We start from the raw sequence: 18240 nt of genomic DNA, 5'->3' as shown, positions 1-18240 counted from the left end.
CCGTTTCAGATAAGAAAAGTGACTGCTTACTCGTGATGCTCAGCACGCCTGGTGAGACTGTCGTGTGAGACCGTTGACTCAGAGTCCGCAAATAGGGAAAGTACGCAAAGTGACGAACGAATTCAATCAAGTCTTTGCTTGCGATATTGGTAGCAGGCAAATGATTAACCTGTGCTTTATTTTGTTTGTCAGCTTTTTCACTGCACGCTTCAGCAGTAATTGCTTTACTGCTAAAGTGCCACGCTCTGCGATGCATTTTCATTAATGCTTGAGCTTCATGTGAACGTGAAGCGCAGGGCTTGACCAGAAGAAGTGGCAGGACGCCAAGGGAACGCTAGTAGATGGAAATCGCGCAGCACATGGATGCTTTTGTCACCCTGGTGGTGACGGTAGGAGTGTTGGCAGGGCTTGTCTGGAATCGTTGGCCGGCGGAGTGGCTGATGATGGCCGCTGCCGTGTCGTTGATCCTGCTGGGCGTCATTTCTCCGGCGACCTTCCTGGCCGGATTCGCCAATCCGGGCATCATGACCATCGGCGCGCTTTTCGTGGTCGCCGCCGGCGTACAGGAAACCGGGGCGCTGCGCTGGATGCTCGAGCGTCTGCTCGGACGCCCCAGCTCTCCCTCTTCAGCATTGGCACGCCTGATGCCGATCACCTCGCTGCTCAGCGCCTTTCTGAACAACACCCCCGTCGTCGCACTCTTCATTGGCCTGGTTCAGGGCTGGTGCGCGCGCATGAAAATCTCGCCTTCGCGTCTGCTGATGCCCATGAGCTATGCCGCCATTCTTGGCGGCACCTGCACCCTGATCGGCACCAGTACCAATCTGGTCGTCGACGGCCTGCTGCAGTCCCAGGCCAATCTGCCCGGGCTCGGCATCTTTGATATCTCTGCGCTGGGCGTGCCTGTGCTGATCATCGGCACCCTGTGGATGGTGCTGATCGGCTGGCGTTTCCTGCCCCAGCGCAAGGGGCTGGTCGAACAGCTCGGCAATGGTCGCGAGTATTCCGTGGCCATGCGAGTCGCCGACAAGGGGCCGCTGCACGACAAGAGCATCGAAGAGGCGGGCCTGCGCAGTCTTCAATTCGGCTATCTGGCCGAGATCGAACGTTCCGGCAAGCTGCTGTCCATGGTCGGCCCTGACACCATTCTCCAGTCCGGTGATCGCCTCATCTTCGTCGGTGTCGCGGATACAGCGCATGAAGTGCGTGTTTTCCGCGGGCTGGAGAGCGATGCCGCAGGCCTGGACCTGGATCATCACCAGCGCCGCATGGTCGAGGCCGTCATCGCTCCAAGCTCCCCCGTCGTCGGCATGAACGTGCGTGAAGCTCGCTTTCGTACTCGCTATCAATCCGTGATTCTCGCCGTGTCACGTGATGGTGAGCGCATCAACAGCAAGGTCGGTGACATCGTGCTGCGTCCCGGTGACACCCTGTTGCTGGAAGCCGCTGCCGATTTCACGCGCCTGCATCGTTATAACCGCGAATTCCTGCTGGTCAGTACGCTGGATGGCAATGGCATGCCCAACCTCACCAAGGCGCCCATCGCACTCGCCATCATGAGCCTGATGATCATCACGCACCTGGCGGGCATGGCCGAGCTGGTCGAGGCGGCCGTGGCGGCCGCCATTCTGATGGTCTTCACCGGTTGCCTCCCGGCCTCGCAGGCGCGTGCCAGCATCGATGGCAGCGTGCTGGTCGTCATTGCCGCTGCCTTGGGGCTGGGACAGGCGATGACCGACAGTGGTGCGGCCCAGATGGTGGCGGACCAGCTCATGCAGCTGGGCGGGGGGTCGCCGCTGCTGATGCTGGCACTCGTCTATCTCACCACGACGCTATTTACCGAGATCATCACCAACAACGCCGCCGCCGTGTTGATGTTTCCGATCGCCATGGCAGTCAGCGAGCAGCTGGGGGTCTCATTGATGCCCTATGCGATTGCCATCATGTTCGCGGCCTCGGCCAGTTTCCTTACCCCGCTGGGCTATCAGACCAACCTGATGGTGATGGGCCCGGGGGGCTACAAGGTGTCCGATTACATGAAGGTCGGTTTGCCGATGAGCCTCATCGTCGGCGTCACCTCGGTCGCTCTGATTCCGCTGATCTGGCCATTCACGGGCTGAACCATGTTCTGCTTCGTCTGGTAGTCGCTGGCGAGCGTTATCATTTTCATCGTCAGCCTGGCTGGCGAATTCACACTGACAGGAAGGCACATGACGGATACGACAGTGAGCACGACCGACAGCACGACACGCGCCATGTTGAATGCGTTGGAGGCCATTGCTCGCAAGGCGGGCGCTGCCATCATGGAGATCTACGAGAGCGGTGACTTCACGGTCGACATGAAGTCGGATGATTCCCCGCTGACCACGGCAGACCGCGCAGCGCACGCCGTCATCGTCGATGGTCTGAAGGCCATGGACGCCGAGTTCGGCGCCACACCGATCCTGTCCGAGGAAGACGCGGACATCAGCTGGGACGTGCGCAGTGACTGGACGCGTTACTGGCTGGTCGATCCCCTGGATGGCACCAAGGAATTCATCAAGCGCAATGGCGAATTCACCGTCAACATCGCGCTGATCGAGCAGGGCGTGCCGACCATGGGCGTCGTCTACGCGCCGGCCATCGAGACGCTCTACGTCGGTGCCCAGCAGGCGAAAGGCCAGGCCGCCATCGCCGAGAAGCAGGTTGGCGAGGGTGAGCGTCAGGCCATCGCCGTCAGTGACGTGCCGAGCACCACCGACAGCTGGCGCATCGTCGGGAGTCGCTCTCACCAGACCGAAGAATTCAAGGCGTTCGTCGCCGACTTCGCTGCCTGCGATATCGTCGCCATGGGCAGCTCACTGAAGCTGTGCCTGGTGGCGGAAGGGGCGGCAGATCTCTACCCGCGCCTCGGCCCGACCTGTGAATGGGATACCGGTGCCGCGCATGCGGTGGTCGAAGCCGCGGGTGGCCAGGTGCTGAATGCCGAGACCCGTCAGGCGCTGCGCTACAACCAGCATGACAGCGTGCTCAACCCCTATTTCATCGTCTGTGCCAAGCCGGCCGCACCCTGGGCATGAACCAGGCGCTAGACAGAGGGTAGGCAAGCATCACCGGACTGACGCCCGAAGATGTCAGTCTCGTGTCAAAGATACTATGTTCTCTTCGCAGCGAGTTTCGTGTGTCAGCGTGTGCGGAGAGGATAAGGACAACTAGCAGAGTGATCTCAAGGAACCTGTAATGACTGCATCATCTACGGCCGACAAGCTCGGCATCACACCGGAACGTCAGACCCACCTCAAGCAGCTTGAGGCCGAATCCATTCACATCATCCGTGAAGTGGCAGCGGAATTTGCCAATCCGGTCATGCTGTATTCCATCGGCAAGGATTCCGCCGTCATGCTGCACTTGGCGCGCAAGGCCTTTGCGCCGGGCGTCCCGCCGTTCCCGCTGATGCACGTCAACACCACCTGGAAGTTCCAGGAAATGATCAAGTTCCGCGACGAGATGGCCGCGGAAGTCGGCATGGAATTGATTGAGCACATCAACCAGGAAGGCGTCGCGGCGGGCATCAACCCGTTCGATCACGGCAGCGCCAAGTACACCGACATCATGAAGACCGCCGGTCTCAAGCAGGCACTCGACAAGCACGGCTTCGATGCCGCCTTCGGTGGCGCACGTCGTGACGAGGAAGCCTCGCGGGCCAAGGAGCGCGTCTACTCCTTCCGCGATCAGTACCACCGCTGGGACCCCAAGAATCAGCGTCCGGAGCTGTGGAACATCTACAACTCCAAGATCAACAAGGGTGAGTCCATCCGCGTCTTCCCGCTCTCCAACTGGACCGAGCTGGACATCTGGCAGTACATCTACCTCGAATCCATCAAGATCGTGCCGCTGTACTACTCCGCCGTGCGTCCGGTGGTGAAGCGTGACGGTCTCGACATCATGGTCGACGACGACCGTCTGCCGCTGGAAGAAGGCGAAGTGCCGGAAATGAAGTCCGTGCGCTTCCGTACCCTGGGCTGCTACCCGCTGACCGGCGCCGTGGAATCCACCGCCGCGACCCTGCCGGAAATCATCCAGGAAATGCTGCTGACGCGTACCAGCGAGCGCTCCGGGCGTGCGATCGATCACGACCAGGCAGGCTCGATGGAGAAGAAGAAGCGCGAAGGTTATTTCTAGGCCACGCGCCAGGTATCCGGCTCCGTCGCCAGCAACGGCGATGGCATGCTTCAAGGCAAGCAAGACTCAACGAAATTGACAGGACGAGGGATGTCCTCAGCGCTGGAAGCGTCGCGCCTCGTACGCCACAAGACGCTCGCGCCGGACAGGCCTCGTTCAGGGAGAATGACAGTGTCACACCAGTCGACGATGATCGCGGAAAATATCGAAGCCTATCTCAAGGAACACGAGCAGAAAGACCTGCTGCGTTTCATCACCTGCGGCAGCGTGGATGACGGCAAGTCGACCCTGATCGGTCGCCTGCTTCACGACTCCAAGATGATCTATGAAGATCAGCTGGCCGCCATCACCCGCGATTCCAAGAAGAGCGGTACCACCGGCAAGGTCGATCTGGCGCTGCTGGTCGATGGCCTGCAGTCCGAGCGTGAGCAGGGCATCACCATCGATGTCGCCTACCGCTACTTCTCCACCGACAAGCGCAAGTTCATCATCGCCGATACCCCGGGGCACGAGCAGTACACCCGCAACATGGCGACCGGGGCGTCCACCGCGAGCCTGGCGATCATCCTGATCGATGCGCGTTATGGCGTGCAGACCCAGACCCGTCGCCACAGCTACATCTGCTCGCTGCTGGGCATTCAGCACCTGGTGGTCGCGGTCAACAAGATGGATATCGTCGACTACTCCCAGGAACGCTTCGATGAGATCGTCGCGGACTACAAGGCGTTCGCCAAGGACCTGGAAGTCCCGGATATCCGCTTCGTGCCGTTGTCCGCGCTGGAAGGCGACAACGTCGTTTCCATCAGCGAGCACACCCCGTGGTACGACGATGCCGCCACCTACGAGGCGCGTCCGCTGATGGACATCCTCGAGACCGTCGATGTCACCGAGGACAGCAACCTGACCGACCTGCGCTTCCCGGTGCAGTACGTCAACCGCCCGAACCTCAACTTCCGTGGCTACTGCGGCACCCTGGCCGCCGGTACCGTCTCGCCGGGTCAGCAGATCAAGGTTCTGCCGTCCGGCAGCACCTCCACCGTTGAGCGTATCGTCACCTTCGATGGCGATCTCGACATCGCCTGGCCGGGTCAGGCCGTCACGCTGACCCTGACCGACGAGATCGATATCTCGCGTGGTGACATGATCGTCGCCGAAGATTCCGATCTGGAGCCGTGCACCGCCTTCACCGCGGACGTGGTGTGGATGCACGAGGACCCGCTGATCGTCGGCAAGGAATACGAGCTCAAGCTCGGCACTTCCAGTGTCATCGGTCGCGTCGGTCGCATCATCCACCAGACCGACGTCAACACCATGGCGCGCAACGAAGCGGAGAACATCCCGCTCAACGGCATCGCCCGCGTGCAGGTCGAACTGACCCAGCCGCTGGCCATGGACAGCTACCAGCGTTCACCGCATACCGGCAGCTTCGTGTTCATTGATCGTCTGTCCAACATCACCATCGGTGCAGGCATGGTCAAGGAGACCCTGAGTGCCAGCAACATCGTGTGGCACGACATGGCGGTCACCAAGCAGCGCCGCGCCGATCGCAACAAGCAGAAGCCGTGCATCATCTGGTTCACCGGTCTGTCCGGTGCCGGCAAGTCCACCGCCGCCAATGCGCTGGAGCGTCAGCTGTTCGCCATGGGCTACAACACCTACCTGCTGGACGGCGACAACGTGCGCCACGGCCTGTGTGGTGATCTGGGCTTCAGCGAAGACGACCGCGCCGAGAACATCCGTCGTGTCGGCGAAGTCGCCAAGCTGATGGTCGATGCCGGCATGATCACCCTGGTCAGCTTCATCTCGCCGTTCCAGGCCGATCGCCAGACCGTGCGCGACATGGTCGGCACTGACGAGTTCATTGAAGTCTTCGTCAACACGCCGATCAGCGTCTGCGAAGAGCGCGATCCCAAGGGCCTGTACCGCAAGGCGCGTGCCGGTGAGATCAGTGACTTCACCGGCATCAGCTCGCCGTATGAAGCGCCGGAGAACCCGGAAATCGAGATCAACACGGGTGAACTGAGCCTCGAGCAGACCGCACTCAAGCTGGTCAATCAGCTCAAGCACTACAACGTCATCGGCTGATGCATTCACGCCGATCAGCCCTCGCCGCAAGGCGGGGGCGTTTGCCGTTTCAGGACTCTTACATGACTTTATCCCGATTCAAACAGCGCTTGCCGCATGTCGTGCGTCTCGTGGCAGTGGCAGGCCTGGCACTGGCCATCACCGGTTGCGCTACCTCCTACCCGGAATCCACCGGTGCCGGCAGTACCAACCTGGCCAACCTGACCGGCGCTGCGTCGCTGCCGGCGGATGTCTCGTCATTTCTCGACAGCGCGGCCCCCGGCAGCGTGATTGCGGTGCCGACCAGCCCTTGGGGCAGCAACGTCGAAGTGGTCGCCCATGAGCGCTACTTCGCTGCCAGCGGGCGTATCTGTCGTGAGCTGACGGTCTCCAATCAGCGAGACCTGCCCAGCAAGGAGCTGGCGTGCCGGACCAGCAATGACGGCAAGGCCGGTGAAGGCACCTGGGTGACCCAGCGGTTGGTGACCGGCCTGCTGGAAGAGGCCCGCTGAGGAGCTTCTCGATAACTTCTCAGCAACTTCTCGGTACCTTTTCGCTGAAAGGCCCGCACCTAGCTTGGCGTGAAACGACGATTGCAGGAAGCAGGCTGGCCTGGCCGACGCTGTCATTCCTGACCGACACTGCTCTATTTTTTGCACGATTTTCTTTGCACTACGAGGGGCCTAGCCCGATGACAATTTCCAGATTCTTGCTCCGGGCCGGGTGCCTGGTGGCGGTAGCGTGCCTGAACGCCAGCCCTGCCATGGCAGCCGGCCTGGACAGCGGTTCCATCCTGTCCAGCAATGACCAGGCCTCCAGCATCCCGCAAAAGACGGATAGTGTAGAAGACAAGGCGCGTGCCGATTGGCGCAGCGGAACCTACGGGCCGCTGACCTCCCGTGCGCAGACCGACCCTGATTCCCTACCGCCGTTCGGCGAAAACCTCTTTACCGGTGGTTTCCGCGGCATGATGGCCGATGGCCTCAACAGCAGCTACACCATCAAACCGGGTGACCAGATCACCCTGCGTGTCTGGGGTGGGGTCGAGATGGAGTCCGTGCTGCCTGTCGATGCGCAGGGCAACATCTTCCTGCCGGGCATCGGTCCGGTGAAGGTGCAGGGCACCACCAATGCCCAGCTGGATGGCAAGGTACGCAGCGCCATTCAAGAGGTGTATCCCGAGAACGTCAGCGTCTACACCAACCTGCAGGGCGTGCAGCCGGTGGGTATCTTCGTCACCGGGTATGTCAAGAATCCGGGCCGCTACGCCGGTACCCCGAATGATTCCATGCTGTATTTCCTCGATCAGGCCGGCGGCATCGACCAGGCACTGGGCAGCTACCGCAAGATCAAGATCAAGCGCAATGGCCGCGTCATCAATACGGTCGATCTGTATGACTTCCTGATCAACGGCGAGATCGCTCGTCCGCAGTTCCGCGATGGCGATACCGTCGTCGTCGAGGAGCGTGGCCCGGCGATCAGCGTGGTCGGGGATGTCGAGCGTGACTATCGCTATGAGCTCACCGACTCGCGCCTGAGTGGCGAAGACGTCCTGAACCTGGCGCGTCTCAAGTCGGGTGTCTCTCACGTACTGCTGCGGGGATCCCGTCCCGACGGCCCCATCTCGCGCTATCTGCCGGTGACGGAATTCCGCGGCGCTGATGTGCGTGCAGGGGATGAAGTGCTGTTCAGTGCCGACCAGCGTGATGAGACCATCGTCGTACAGCTGGAAGGTAGCTTCTATGGCCCGTCGCGTTATGCACTGCCGCGCGATGCCCACTTGGGCGAACTGCTCAATGCCGTCGGGGTGCCGAAAGGGCTGACCGATTACCAGAGCGTTTCCATCCGCCGTGAAAGCGTCAAGGAGCAGCAGGCGCAGGCACTGCAGGACAGTCTCAAGCGTCTTCAGGCCACCTATCTCGGCGCGTCTTCCTCGACCACTGAAGAATCCGAGCTTCGTGTCCAGGAAGCCGAGATGATCGAGAAGTTCGTCGAGCAGGCCAAAAAGGAAGAGCCGACCGGACGACTGGTCGTGGCACGTGAAGACGGCAACATCGCGGATGTGCGCCTGCAGGATGGCGATGTCATCACCATTCCGGAAATCAGCGATTCCCTGCTGATCAGCGGCGAAGTCGTGGTGCCTCAGGCCATGGTCTACACCCAGGGCATGACGGTGATGGACTATATCAATAGCGCCGGTGGCTTCACGCAGCACGCGGATGAAGACCAGATTCTGGTCGTGCGCCAGAACGGTGCCGTGCGTCGTGCCGAGGAAGTCGAGCTGCGCTCGGGTGATCAGATTCTGGTACTGCCGGAACCGCCGACCAAGAACCTGCAGCTGGCCACCAGCATCACGCAGATCCTCTATCAGGTCGCCGTCGCCACCAAAGTCGCGATAGACCTCTGATCATGGCCAGTGACATGAACGGTGACATGAGTTCCCCAGCAGATCACTCTGCAGGTGACAACAAGGGCGGGCCCAAGGCCCGCTCCGCCTGGGCCGTAACGCGCAGTGTCTGGTACGCCATGTTCATTCGCGAAGCGATTGGACGTACGATGACAGACCGTATGGGCTGGTTCTGGATGGTTCTTGAGCCCTTTGCCATGGTAGCTCTTATGGTGGGTATACGTTCCTTTATAAAAGGGGATGGACTCATCATGAATGCCCCCTTTATTCCATGGATGGTAACTGGCCTGATGGGGTTTTATTTACTGCGTGATGGGATGATACGCGGCATGGGAGCGGTCAAGGCAAATCAAGCGTTGTTTACGTATCGGCAAGTGCAGACTACAGACCCTGTTATTGTTCGAATTTTCCTTGATGGAATGCTACGAACCTTTGTATTGATGATTTTTATTTGTATCGGCGTGTTGTTGGGCTTAGAACTCTATCCAGATAATGTAGTGAAATCATTTTTTAGTTGGTTTTCACTCTGGGCTCTCGGTTTAGGGCTGGGATTGACGTTATCAGCGCTGGCAACACTGGTTGAGGAAATAGAGAAAATAGTAAAACTGGTCAGCTTGCCTTTGCTCATCATCTCTGGCGTGATGTTTCCCTTGAATCATTTGCCTCATTGGCTTCTTGAGTATGCGATGATCAACCCGATCCCTCATGGTTTAGAGATGTTAAGGCTGGGCTTCTTTGAAAACTATCATGTTGTCAAAGGGACAAGTGAGTTGTATTTGTGGGCGTTTATATTGGGTTCAAACGCCTTAGGTCTTATGTTGCATATCCGTTTTTCCCATAAACTCAAGGCACAGTAATCAATGAAAGCCTTCATCCAACGTCAGCCTCATTGGGCAATAGCAATACTTGCTATTTTACTCGTAACGCTTTATTGGAGCTTCTGGGCAACAGATCGCTACGTATCCAGAGCAACGGTTGTGCTGGAAAGTCCTCAGGTAACTTCTACAGAAGTCAATTTCTCTTCAATATTGACAGGGGGAGGCTCAGATAAAGACCTTCTTTTGTTAAGGGAGTACCTGCTTTCTACTGATATGCTCAAGGTGGTTGATGAGAAACTAGGGTTCCGTCAGCATTATAGTGAGCACGGAGACTATTTCTCAACTCTGGGAGATGCAAATGCCCCTATTGAGGAGCTGCATGATTATTACTTGAAACGTGTCAGTGTTGAAATGGATGACTATGCAGGAGTTCTCAATGTGGAGGTTCAGGCATATACGCCTGAGTTTGCACACCAGATGACCCAGTTACTACTCGATGAAGGCGAAGCTCATATGAATGATATGGGCCGTCGTTTAGCCGATGAGCAAGTTACGTTTCTAGAAAAGCAATTGGGTCGGCTAGAAGCAAGGTTGGATCACACTCGGGATGATCTTCTAAAATTCCAGAACAAGGAAGGCTTGATATCTCCGACAAGCACCGTGGAGAGCATCAATCAAGTTGTTGCAACTCTTGAAGGACAGCTCGCGACGCTACAAGCACAGCGTAAAGCATTGGCAAGCTATCAAAGTGAACGCTCTTCTGACATGAAAAGAGTGACTTCTGAAATTGAAGCGATGCGTGAGCAGATACTGAAGCAAAGAGATAGACTAGCTCAGGCAACAGGTGATTCTTTAAATAAAGTGTCATCTCAGTATCAATCTTTGGAATTGAAAGCAAAATTTGCGCAAGAGACCTATTCTGGTGCCATTGCCGCATTGGAAAGCACTAGGCTCGAGGCTGCACGTAAATTGAAACAAGTCAGTATTCTGCAAAGTCCATTAATGCCAGAATACTCTACCGAGCCGAAAAGAATTTATAATATTACGGTATTCGCGTTGATTACTATCTTCTTGGCATTTATTGCTAGCATGCTGATTCTGATTATCAAAGAGCATCGGGATTAATCATGATAGAGATAAAGAGTCTCTATAAGAGATATCATAATCACCATAGTAATGAATGGGTGTTACGTGATATTAATATCACAATACCCACTGGTGTAAGTGTCGGATTGATTGGCGGCAATGGGGCAGGGAAGTCTACCTTATTGAGGCTAATCGCTGGTATGGACACGCCTGATAGAGGGGAAGTCGTTCGCCATAGCCGTGTGTCATGGCCAGTCGGTTTGTCTGGGGGGATGCAAGGTAGTCTGACCGGCCGACAAAATGTGAAGTTTGTAGCCCGAGCACAAGGCCGCCGGAAGGATGTTGAACGGATTGTCTCTTTTGTAGAAGATTTTGCTGAAATTGGCAGAGCATTTGATGATCCGGTCAAGACGTATTCTTCAGGCATGAAGTCACGGTTGTCCTTTGGGCTTTCATTAGCCTTCGATTTTGATGTGTTCATCTCTGATGAAGCCACTGCTGTCGGAGATCGTGCATTCAAGGCAAAGGCACAGGCACTTTTCAAGAGCAAAGTGGGTAAGTCTTCCTTGATTATCGTATCTCACGGGGAAGGTATACTACGTGAACTTTGCCAGGCCGGTATTTATCTAAAGAATGGTTCTGCTTATTGGTTTGATGATATCAATGATGCAATTATTGCTTATCATGAAGATGGTGATAAGGCCAAAAAGGTAGCAGCCTCGACAGCTAGTAAAGATAGTGATGATGGTGAGGTTGAACTTGAACCTAGTGACGGTGAATTGACGACCGAACGATTGGAAGAAGTAAGGAAAGCGATTAAAAACTTGCAGCCAATTGTTGCAGGGCTAGGAATAACTGTCAATAAAGCCAAGCAAAACAACTGGGCTGCTGAAAAAATAAAAAAACTTAACGGATTGCACAATAAAACTAAAAAAGAGATGAGAGTCCTTCAAGAGTTAATAAGCGAAGATGACCGGATAAGGCTAGAAGAAGAAAAAAAGAATTTGAATCAGTCCAACAAGTCAATCAAGTCGCTACAGTACCTTAAAGGCCACTCACAAAAATATGAGCTTGAATCCGAACAGCTTGATGTTATAGAGAGTGCGTTAGAGTTGATGCAGAAGAACAAGTTGAAAGCTAAAGCTAATATAGAAAGTTTGGAAGATTGAATCATATTTCTCACAATTTGTATTAAAGGAATTCTGTACGATGGAAAGCATCATATACTCAAAAATTTCTGATAAGATAATATTCGAACAGGCGGCAAAAAAAGTATATGACTCTTTTCCTGGTGAAGAATTCAGTGTTTTAACCTCGTCTTGCGAAGAGCGTGAGTCTGTTCATAATATTATTGAGCTGACCGATGATGAAGGATTGAAAAGCTTCTTGACCGGAAAAACGCTCAAGCGTGTAATCTTATTGGGATTTGAAAGAACAGAGATCCTTCCGATAACATGGATAGTCGAGTTTCTTTCTCATGGAGCTGACGCTATAAGTGGATTGTACGATGGTGCTATTGGGCGCTACTCTCCTTTCAAGGGGTATGAAGCTAATACAATATTGGTTTTTCCAGGCTCAATGTTACCTTTGTCCATGGGCTCTCACCAAAGATCTTTTTTACTGTTAGCAGCTTTGAACTACTCTGGTTATTATGCTGATGTAATAATAACAGGTAGCAACAGTAATGCTTTAAGTCGTGCACGTCGTCTTCTGAGCGCAATTGCTCCCAACGTCTATATCTTCAAGAATAATAAACGTAAGTTGCCAGATGCATTATGGTTAAGGCGTGAAATCGAGCGAAAGTATCGTAAGTTAACGATAAAAGATAATAAAGTACCTGAGCTCTTTGCCGATCGTTATTCGAACAAGGCAACAGAATCTCTCAAGATCACGCTTGCCAGGCTACACGACGAGAATGAATACAAGAACATAATAGTAAGCTACGCTTGGATGACCAAGTGTTTGGATTACATCCCTGACGAGAAGTTGAAAGAAACAACTTTAATATGTGATACACATGACGTTCAGTTCGTTCGTAATCTGTCAGCCAATAAGCATGAAAAGCGATTCATGTCGCTCCAGAAATATGATAAGTGGTTAGAGAAGAAAGTACTGGCTAGATATGATTATATTGGTGCTATTTCAAAGTCTGACTCTAAAGAATTACGTAAGCATAAAGAACTTGCCAAGAAAGTGATAAATGTAACAAGTGCTTTCAACTATGCTTTGAAAAAGCCTCGTAAAATCGGTCACAAGCCTTGTCTGCATTATGGTTTTATTGGCGGAGGCATGGATGCTAACGTTAAAGCTTTAGCTTATATATTGGATGAATGGTGGCCAGTGATGAATTCTTATTCACCCAATAGTAAATTTTATATTGCTGGTAGTATTTGCAGGAATCCTCTTATCGCAAGCAAAGTCTTTTTCGATGAAAGTATTGTGAAAATGGGCTTTGTGGATAGTATTTCAGATTTTTACGATAAAATAGATATTTCTCTGAATCCAGTACTTGTACAAGGTGGGCTGAACTTCAAATCCGTTGAAGCTGTACTGGCAGGTAAGTTGTTGATTACCAATCAGTTGGGGAGTCAGTGCCTTGGCGAGACCAATATCGCCACTATTGCTGATACGCAAAAAGAATTTCTCGATATAGTGCAGAAAATTGAGATCATGCCTGGGCGTGAATTCAATCAATTATTGGAGGTTCGTCAAAAAAGAGCACTGGAGGAGTTCGGTGAGGCAACAGCCTACAATGAATTGAAAAAGGTGTTAGTCTCATGAAGTGTGCGCTAATTCAATCGGGTGATCATTTTGAAAATCAAAATAGAATACTACCACTAGCGTTACACCTTAAGGCTAGTGATATTGAGCCGATTATTTTATTGTATTCCGAAAATGCAGCTAAACTCTTCACACGATATAATTTACAAGTTGTATATCTAGATAGATTTCGTAAGGAAGTTAATAGTAAGCCTATTTCTTTCCCTTATGATTATGAAGAAGTAATGTTTATCGAAAGGCAGAGGGCATATTCCAGATTCAATAAGCCGCATAAAATAAAGCATGAGAAGTTTAAAATCGATAGAGATTATACTGCGTTATCAAATATACTATCTCAGATTTCGCCTGAATATGTATTTATATGGAATGGTTTTACTGGTAATGTCGCAAATATTCTAAGAGTCATAACGTCAAGGTCCCAAGATTATAAAACCTGGTTCCTTGAGCGCTCATTTTATAAAAACTCTCTTTTTGTTGATTCAACTGGAGCTAATGCTGCTGCCTCGATAGCTCGACATTTTACTGAGTTAGAAGATAATTTAATACCTGAGTTTTATGTGATGGATAAATTGATTTCTGATGATGCGATCCCTTCTAAAGACGCATTATGCAAAGACGATTTTATCTTTGTCCCACTACAGGTTCAGACTGATACCAACAATATCCTTTACTCTCCCTATATAAAGAAAACCAGAGCACTGGTTATTGCTACAATCAGAGCGGTAGAGCGAATAAACCGTAGTTTGGATAAACAATATAAGATTATCGTTAGAACACACCCCGAGGAAGTTGACCCTAATATCAATTTACCTCAACACCCGTTAGTATTGTATCGAAACACGGGTGCTATCAAAGACTGGTGTTATCACGCCTCCGCAGTCGTCAATGTCAACTCGACTGTAGGAATGGAGGCTATCTATATTGATAAACCTGTAATTTCGTTTGGTCATTCTCTGTTCTCACATGAAGAGCTGACTGTCATGTCAGATCTACCAGGCTATAGAACTAAATTAGAGTCTGTACTATCGGGCGAGATCATGACTCCTAAACCGGATAGTAAGATATCGTTCTTCAATCATTTGTATCTATACAATACAAGTAATGTTGAGAATTTCCCTAAAAGTGTGTCCTCAGTATTGAACCTTGAACCAGATATTTCCAAAGCACCTGTTCCGTATTCAAGCTTAACCAAGAAGTTGACTAATAAAGAAGGACTGACGGTGGGGTGTTACCTAAATTATGATACGACTTTAGATTTGACATATCGAAAAAATAAAGAAGAAATCACACCGGATCTTTATAGAAAACTGTTTGAGGAAAGATACAACTATACAGGTAAGATTAAATTCAAACTATTAAATGCTGATCGTGATAATATTGACCTTGACTCTTTTGATCTGATTATTAGAGACGAAAGACACTCCTCTCTAGAAATAAAACATGATCTCATACTCGATGAATATCTTCTGGAGGTAAATAGATGAACATCTGTATCATGGCTGGTGGGTCAGGGAAACGCCTTTGGCCGAAATCACGTAAGAATTATCCAAAACAGTTCCTGAACCTTATCTCTGAACGCTCCATGTTTCAGGAAACAGTTCTGCGCGTTGAAAAACTGGCATATGAGAATATGTATGTCATTTGCAACGAAGAGCATCGCTTTCTCGTTGCAGAGCAATTAAGAGAATTGGATGTTCATGCCAGTATCTTACTTGAACCTACTGGTAGGAATACTGCACCTGCAATTGCTGTTGTCAGTCATCTTGCAAATAAAACAAGCAATGAGCCAATGCTTGTTTTGTCGGCAGATCATTATATTGGCGACTCTTCCGCTTTTTGTGATAAAGTTGAAGAAGTCATTGTTGATGATGCAATCAAAAATTCTATCGTCTTGTTTGGTATCACTCCAGAATATCCCTCTTCTGAGTATGGTTACATTCAGCCACAAATAAAGAGTGAATTGTCAAGGGTATCATCTTTCAAGGAGAAGCCTTCAAAAGAACTTGCTTTAGAATATATAGACTCCGATGACGGTTATTTGTGGAATTCAGGCATGTTCATGTTTACACCTGAAACTATCCTTAATGAGCTCCATGAGCATGCTTCTTCGGTCTATAGCATTTCTGAAGCGCTTGTGGAAACAGCACAGAAAGATGCAGATTTTATCCGCTTTGATTCTGAAATCTTCTTGTCATTCCCGGACATCCCTATTGATATAGCAGTACTTGAAAAATCCAAGAATGTATTTGTGTATCCCTTTGATATCCAGTGGTCTGATGTTGGTACCTGGGGGTCGCTACATAATGTAAAAGTAAAAGACGAAAATTCCAATAGCTTCTCCGGTGATGTCATTGACTTTGATACGACCAATTGTCTGGTCAATGCAGAAGATAAGCTGGTTGTAACACTAGGTGTGTCAGATCTTGTTGTTATAGAGACAACAGATGCAGTTTTGGTCTCGACTCTTGACCAGGTCTCTAAAATTGGCTGTGTGGCGAACAAGCTTTCCTCCTTAGGCCGTACAGAACATATAGTACACCGAGAGGTTAACCGTCCTTGGGGTAAGTATGATTCAATCGATAATGGCTCTCGCTACCAGGTCAAAAGAATAACAGTAAAACCTGGTGGTCAATTATCTCTACAAATGCACCATCATAGAGCTGAGCACTGGATTGTAGTAAAAGGCACAGCAAAGGTTACTAATGGGGATAGCGTTTTTCTAGTCTCAGAAAATGAGTCTACTTATATTCCTTTAGGTACTACGCACAGGCTAGAAAATCCAGGAGCTATTGAGCTAGAGATGATAGAAGTGCAATCAGGCTCATACTTGGGTGAGGATGATATAGTACGTTTTTCTGATACCTACGGACGCTAATTTAAAGAGATTTTTATGTCATTATATACTCGGCTTGACAACACATCTATCGACGTAGTCAAAGGTATAAAAAATGTATGTGCTAAAGGCGAAGATGATTTTCTAAACAATAGCTTTCCTGACATTTATAATGTTGCGTTATTGTACCATCAGAAAAAATGGCAAGCTGTAATAGAGGAAGCCAATAAGCTAAATGCTAGATGTGGTCCGTATATAATGGAAATTATTTCCTATATACGCTGCCTAGCCTCTTATAATATACATATTGACAAAAATCCTCATCAATTTCTCTATAATGTTGAGCTGCTGCCTTATTATATGCAGGATTATTTCTTAGGGCTTCATTATTACAATAGCAACAGATATGAGGAGGCATATTCATCTTTTTCTAAAGCAAGATTTAACTTGAGCCCATTCGTAAATGAGAGATGGGATTATTTAGAATCTTCTATGCGAGGGATTAACTCCGCTATTAGCTTCGCTGAACTTGATGGTTTGTATAATAAATTCCCAGAGGTACCTTTAGATGCATTCGGTTATAGCTTGAGCGACTATAAAACAAAAAATACTATAGCTCATGTTGTTGGATGTGACTCTAATTATTTTGAAAAGTTTTTTTTAGATTTTTTGAAATCTTTTGATGAAACTACTGACGGTAGTATTGATTTATGTGTACATATTTCTAATCCGACAGATAGTGTACACAAGATTATCAAAAAATTATCTAATAGAGAAAATATATTTTTTTCTTACGACAACCTTCAATATAAAAATATTAAGACATATTTTACTGAAACTAGATTTATTCTCGCATACCATATACGTAACAAATATGACAAGTTTGTATTTTCTGATGTGGATATCGATTTGAAGACAACATATAATGATTTTGTTGCCTCAAATGATTATGATGTCTATATGAAAAAAACTAAAGCACCCAAAATCCCTTGGCGCGGCGTTGATGCAAAATTTATTATTGTTTCTGCATTGGATAAAGAAAAGTTTGATATATTCGTTGGTGGTATGGTAAGGCATTTTTTATATACTTTTTTGCCGGATTTAAATCCCAATGGAAATCGTCAGTGGTGGATAGACCAGTATTCTTTGGCTATTATCGCTGATTCTATTAGATTAGGACGCAAAGGCTATAATGGTATAAATGTCAGGTATTATGATCCCAAAGAGATACCTGTCATTGTGGCGGAAGATTTTAATATTTCACGAGAAGATTTTTCAAGGAGAAACCAGTGAAGTTCTTTATTCACAGTGGCTTTCCTAAAGCTGGCTCTAGCTTAATCCAAGAGTCTCTGTACCTTAATCGAAAGAAATTATTAGATATAGGTTGGCAAGCATATACATATCATAATTTGGAAAGTGAGCAGTTTTTCCAAACCGCTAGAGATATTATGTTTGATAGAATCGAGCTCGATTCTATAGATTATGATGCTTTAAGTAATACTATCGCTAAAGACAAAAATATTATTGTATCTTTTGAAGATTTGTTTTTCGTGCCTAATAATATTTTTAAGAAAAAGGATATTTTTTACAATACCGATAAAATCGCAATATACTTTAAAAAACTTGCCTCAGCTGTGGGCGCTAAACTTGAGTTGTTGTTCTATATAAGAGATAAAGAATCTTGGTTAGAGTCTTATTATGTGCAAACTATACATAAAGGACGCTCTTGGGGTTACTTAGAGTTTATTAAACAGTGTGACACTAACTCTTTTAGTTTAGATAAATTAACTGCGGTAATGAAAGAAGTTGGCTTAGAATATTCATTTAAAGATTTCTCTACAATAAAGTTAGGGCAAGATACATTTTTACAGCATTTTTATGATAAGGCTGGCATATCTTTAGAAGATGGAATAAAGGTAACCAAAAGAATAAATACTTCTTACTCTCATCAGGCTATTGAGATCGCAAGAGTAGCTAATAAAGTTTTGACCAATCAAAAAGATAAAGATAAGTTACGAGTTTTCTTGCAAAATAATTTCTCTACCGAAACACATATTAAATTCTCATCTGTTGACCAATAACTAATAGGT

14 protein-coding genes are annotated in these 18240 nt (G+C 49.3%); all 14 read left to right on the top strand.

The genetic code is table 11. The features are described 5' to 3' along the window. Nucleotides 1-359: 359 nt before the first annotated feature. Complete coding sequence (locus H2O77_RS11030) at nucleotides 360-2120, top strand: SLC13 family permease (protein WP_215823053.1); 1761 nt, start codon at nucleotides 360-362, stop codon at nucleotides 2118-2120. 90 nt (nucleotides 2121-2210) lie between these two features. Beyond that, nucleotides 2211-3059: a 3'(2'),5'-bisphosphate nucleotidase CysQ gene (gene cysQ / locus H2O77_RS11025; RefSeq protein ID WP_240548581.1), complete on the top strand. Its 849-nt coding sequence runs from the start codon at nucleotides 2211-2213 to the stop codon at nucleotides 3057-3059. A 160-nt stretch (nucleotides 3060-3219) separates the two neighbouring features. Next, nucleotides 3220-4161, top strand: a complete 942-nt coding sequence (cysD, locus tag H2O77_RS11020) for a sulfate adenylyltransferase subunit CysD (RefSeq protein ID WP_131432150.1) — start codon at nucleotides 3220-3222, stop codon at nucleotides 4159-4161. Nucleotides 4162-4332: 171 nt separating this feature from the next. After that, nucleotides 4333-6246, top strand: coding sequence for a sulfate adenylyltransferase subunit CysN (cysN, locus tag H2O77_RS11015; RefSeq protein WP_215823052.1), 1914 nt, complete (start codon nucleotides 4333-4335; stop codon nucleotides 6244-6246). A 62-nt stretch (nucleotides 6247-6308) separates the two neighbouring features. Continuing rightward, nucleotides 6309-6737: a DVU3141 family protein gene (locus H2O77_RS11010; RefSeq protein WP_215823051.1), complete on the top strand. Its 429-nt coding sequence runs from the start codon at nucleotides 6309-6311 to the stop codon at nucleotides 6735-6737. A gap of 251 nt (nucleotides 6738-6988) precedes the next feature. Continuing rightward, the gene (locus tag H2O77_RS11005; protein WP_240548580.1) at nucleotides 6989-8632 is read left to right on the top strand and encodes a polysaccharide biosynthesis/export family protein; all 1644 of its coding nucleotides are present in this window, start codon (nucleotides 6989-6991) and stop codon (nucleotides 8630-8632) included. Between the two features lie 26 nt (nucleotides 8633-8658). After that, nucleotides 8659-9489, top strand: a complete 831-nt coding sequence (locus tag H2O77_RS11000) for an ABC transporter permease (RefSeq protein ID WP_215823049.1) — start codon at nucleotides 8659-8661, stop codon at nucleotides 9487-9489. A gap of 3 nt (nucleotides 9490-9492) precedes the next feature. Then, the gene (locus H2O77_RS10995) at nucleotides 9493-10575 is read left to right on the top strand and encodes a chain-length determining protein (protein ID WP_215823048.1); all 1083 of its coding nucleotides are present in this window, start codon (nucleotides 9493-9495) and stop codon (nucleotides 10573-10575) included. 2 nt (nucleotides 10576-10577) lie between these two features. Then, nucleotides 10578-11705, top strand: coding sequence for an ABC transporter ATP-binding protein (locus tag H2O77_RS10990; RefSeq protein WP_215823047.1), 1128 nt, complete (start codon nucleotides 10578-10580; stop codon nucleotides 11703-11705). A gap of 40 nt (nucleotides 11706-11745) precedes the next feature. Further along, nucleotides 11746-13317 (top strand): glycosyltransferase family 4 protein, encoded by a 1572-nt coding sequence (locus H2O77_RS10985; RefSeq protein WP_215823046.1) that lies wholly within the window; start codon nucleotides 11746-11748, stop codon nucleotides 13315-13317. Beyond that, nucleotides 13314-14801: a CDP-glycerol glycerophosphotransferase family protein gene (locus tag H2O77_RS10980; RefSeq protein WP_215823045.1), complete on the top strand. Its 1488-nt coding sequence runs from the start codon at nucleotides 13314-13316 to the stop codon at nucleotides 14799-14801. Before H2O77_RS10985 ends, H2O77_RS10980 begins: the two co-directional genes overlap by 4 nt. Next, entirely contained in the window at nucleotides 14798-16192 is a 1395-nt protein-coding gene (locus tag H2O77_RS10975) for a mannose-1-phosphate guanylyltransferase/mannose-6-phosphate isomerase (RefSeq protein WP_215823044.1), read from the top strand. Before H2O77_RS10980 ends, H2O77_RS10975 begins: the two co-directional genes overlap by 4 nt. 15 nt (nucleotides 16193-16207) lie before the next feature. Then, the gene (locus H2O77_RS10970) at nucleotides 16208-17443 is read left to right on the top strand and encodes a hypothetical protein (protein ID WP_215823043.1); all 1236 of its coding nucleotides are present in this window, start codon (nucleotides 16208-16210) and stop codon (nucleotides 17441-17443) included. Beyond that, the gene (locus tag H2O77_RS10965) at nucleotides 17440-18231 is read left to right on the top strand and encodes a hypothetical protein (protein ID WP_215823042.1); all 792 of its coding nucleotides are present in this window, start codon (nucleotides 17440-17442) and stop codon (nucleotides 18229-18231) included. Before H2O77_RS10970 ends, H2O77_RS10965 begins: the two co-directional genes overlap by 4 nt. The last annotated feature ends 9 nt before the right edge of the window (nucleotides 18232-18240 follow it).

It is taken from the genome of Cobetia sp. 4B (genome assembly GCF_018831605.1).
Taxonomy (GTDB): domain Bacteria; phylum Pseudomonadota; class Gammaproteobacteria; order Pseudomonadales; family Halomonadaceae; genus Cobetia; species Cobetia amphilecti.
This window is presented reverse-complemented; position numbering and strand designations above follow the sequence as displayed.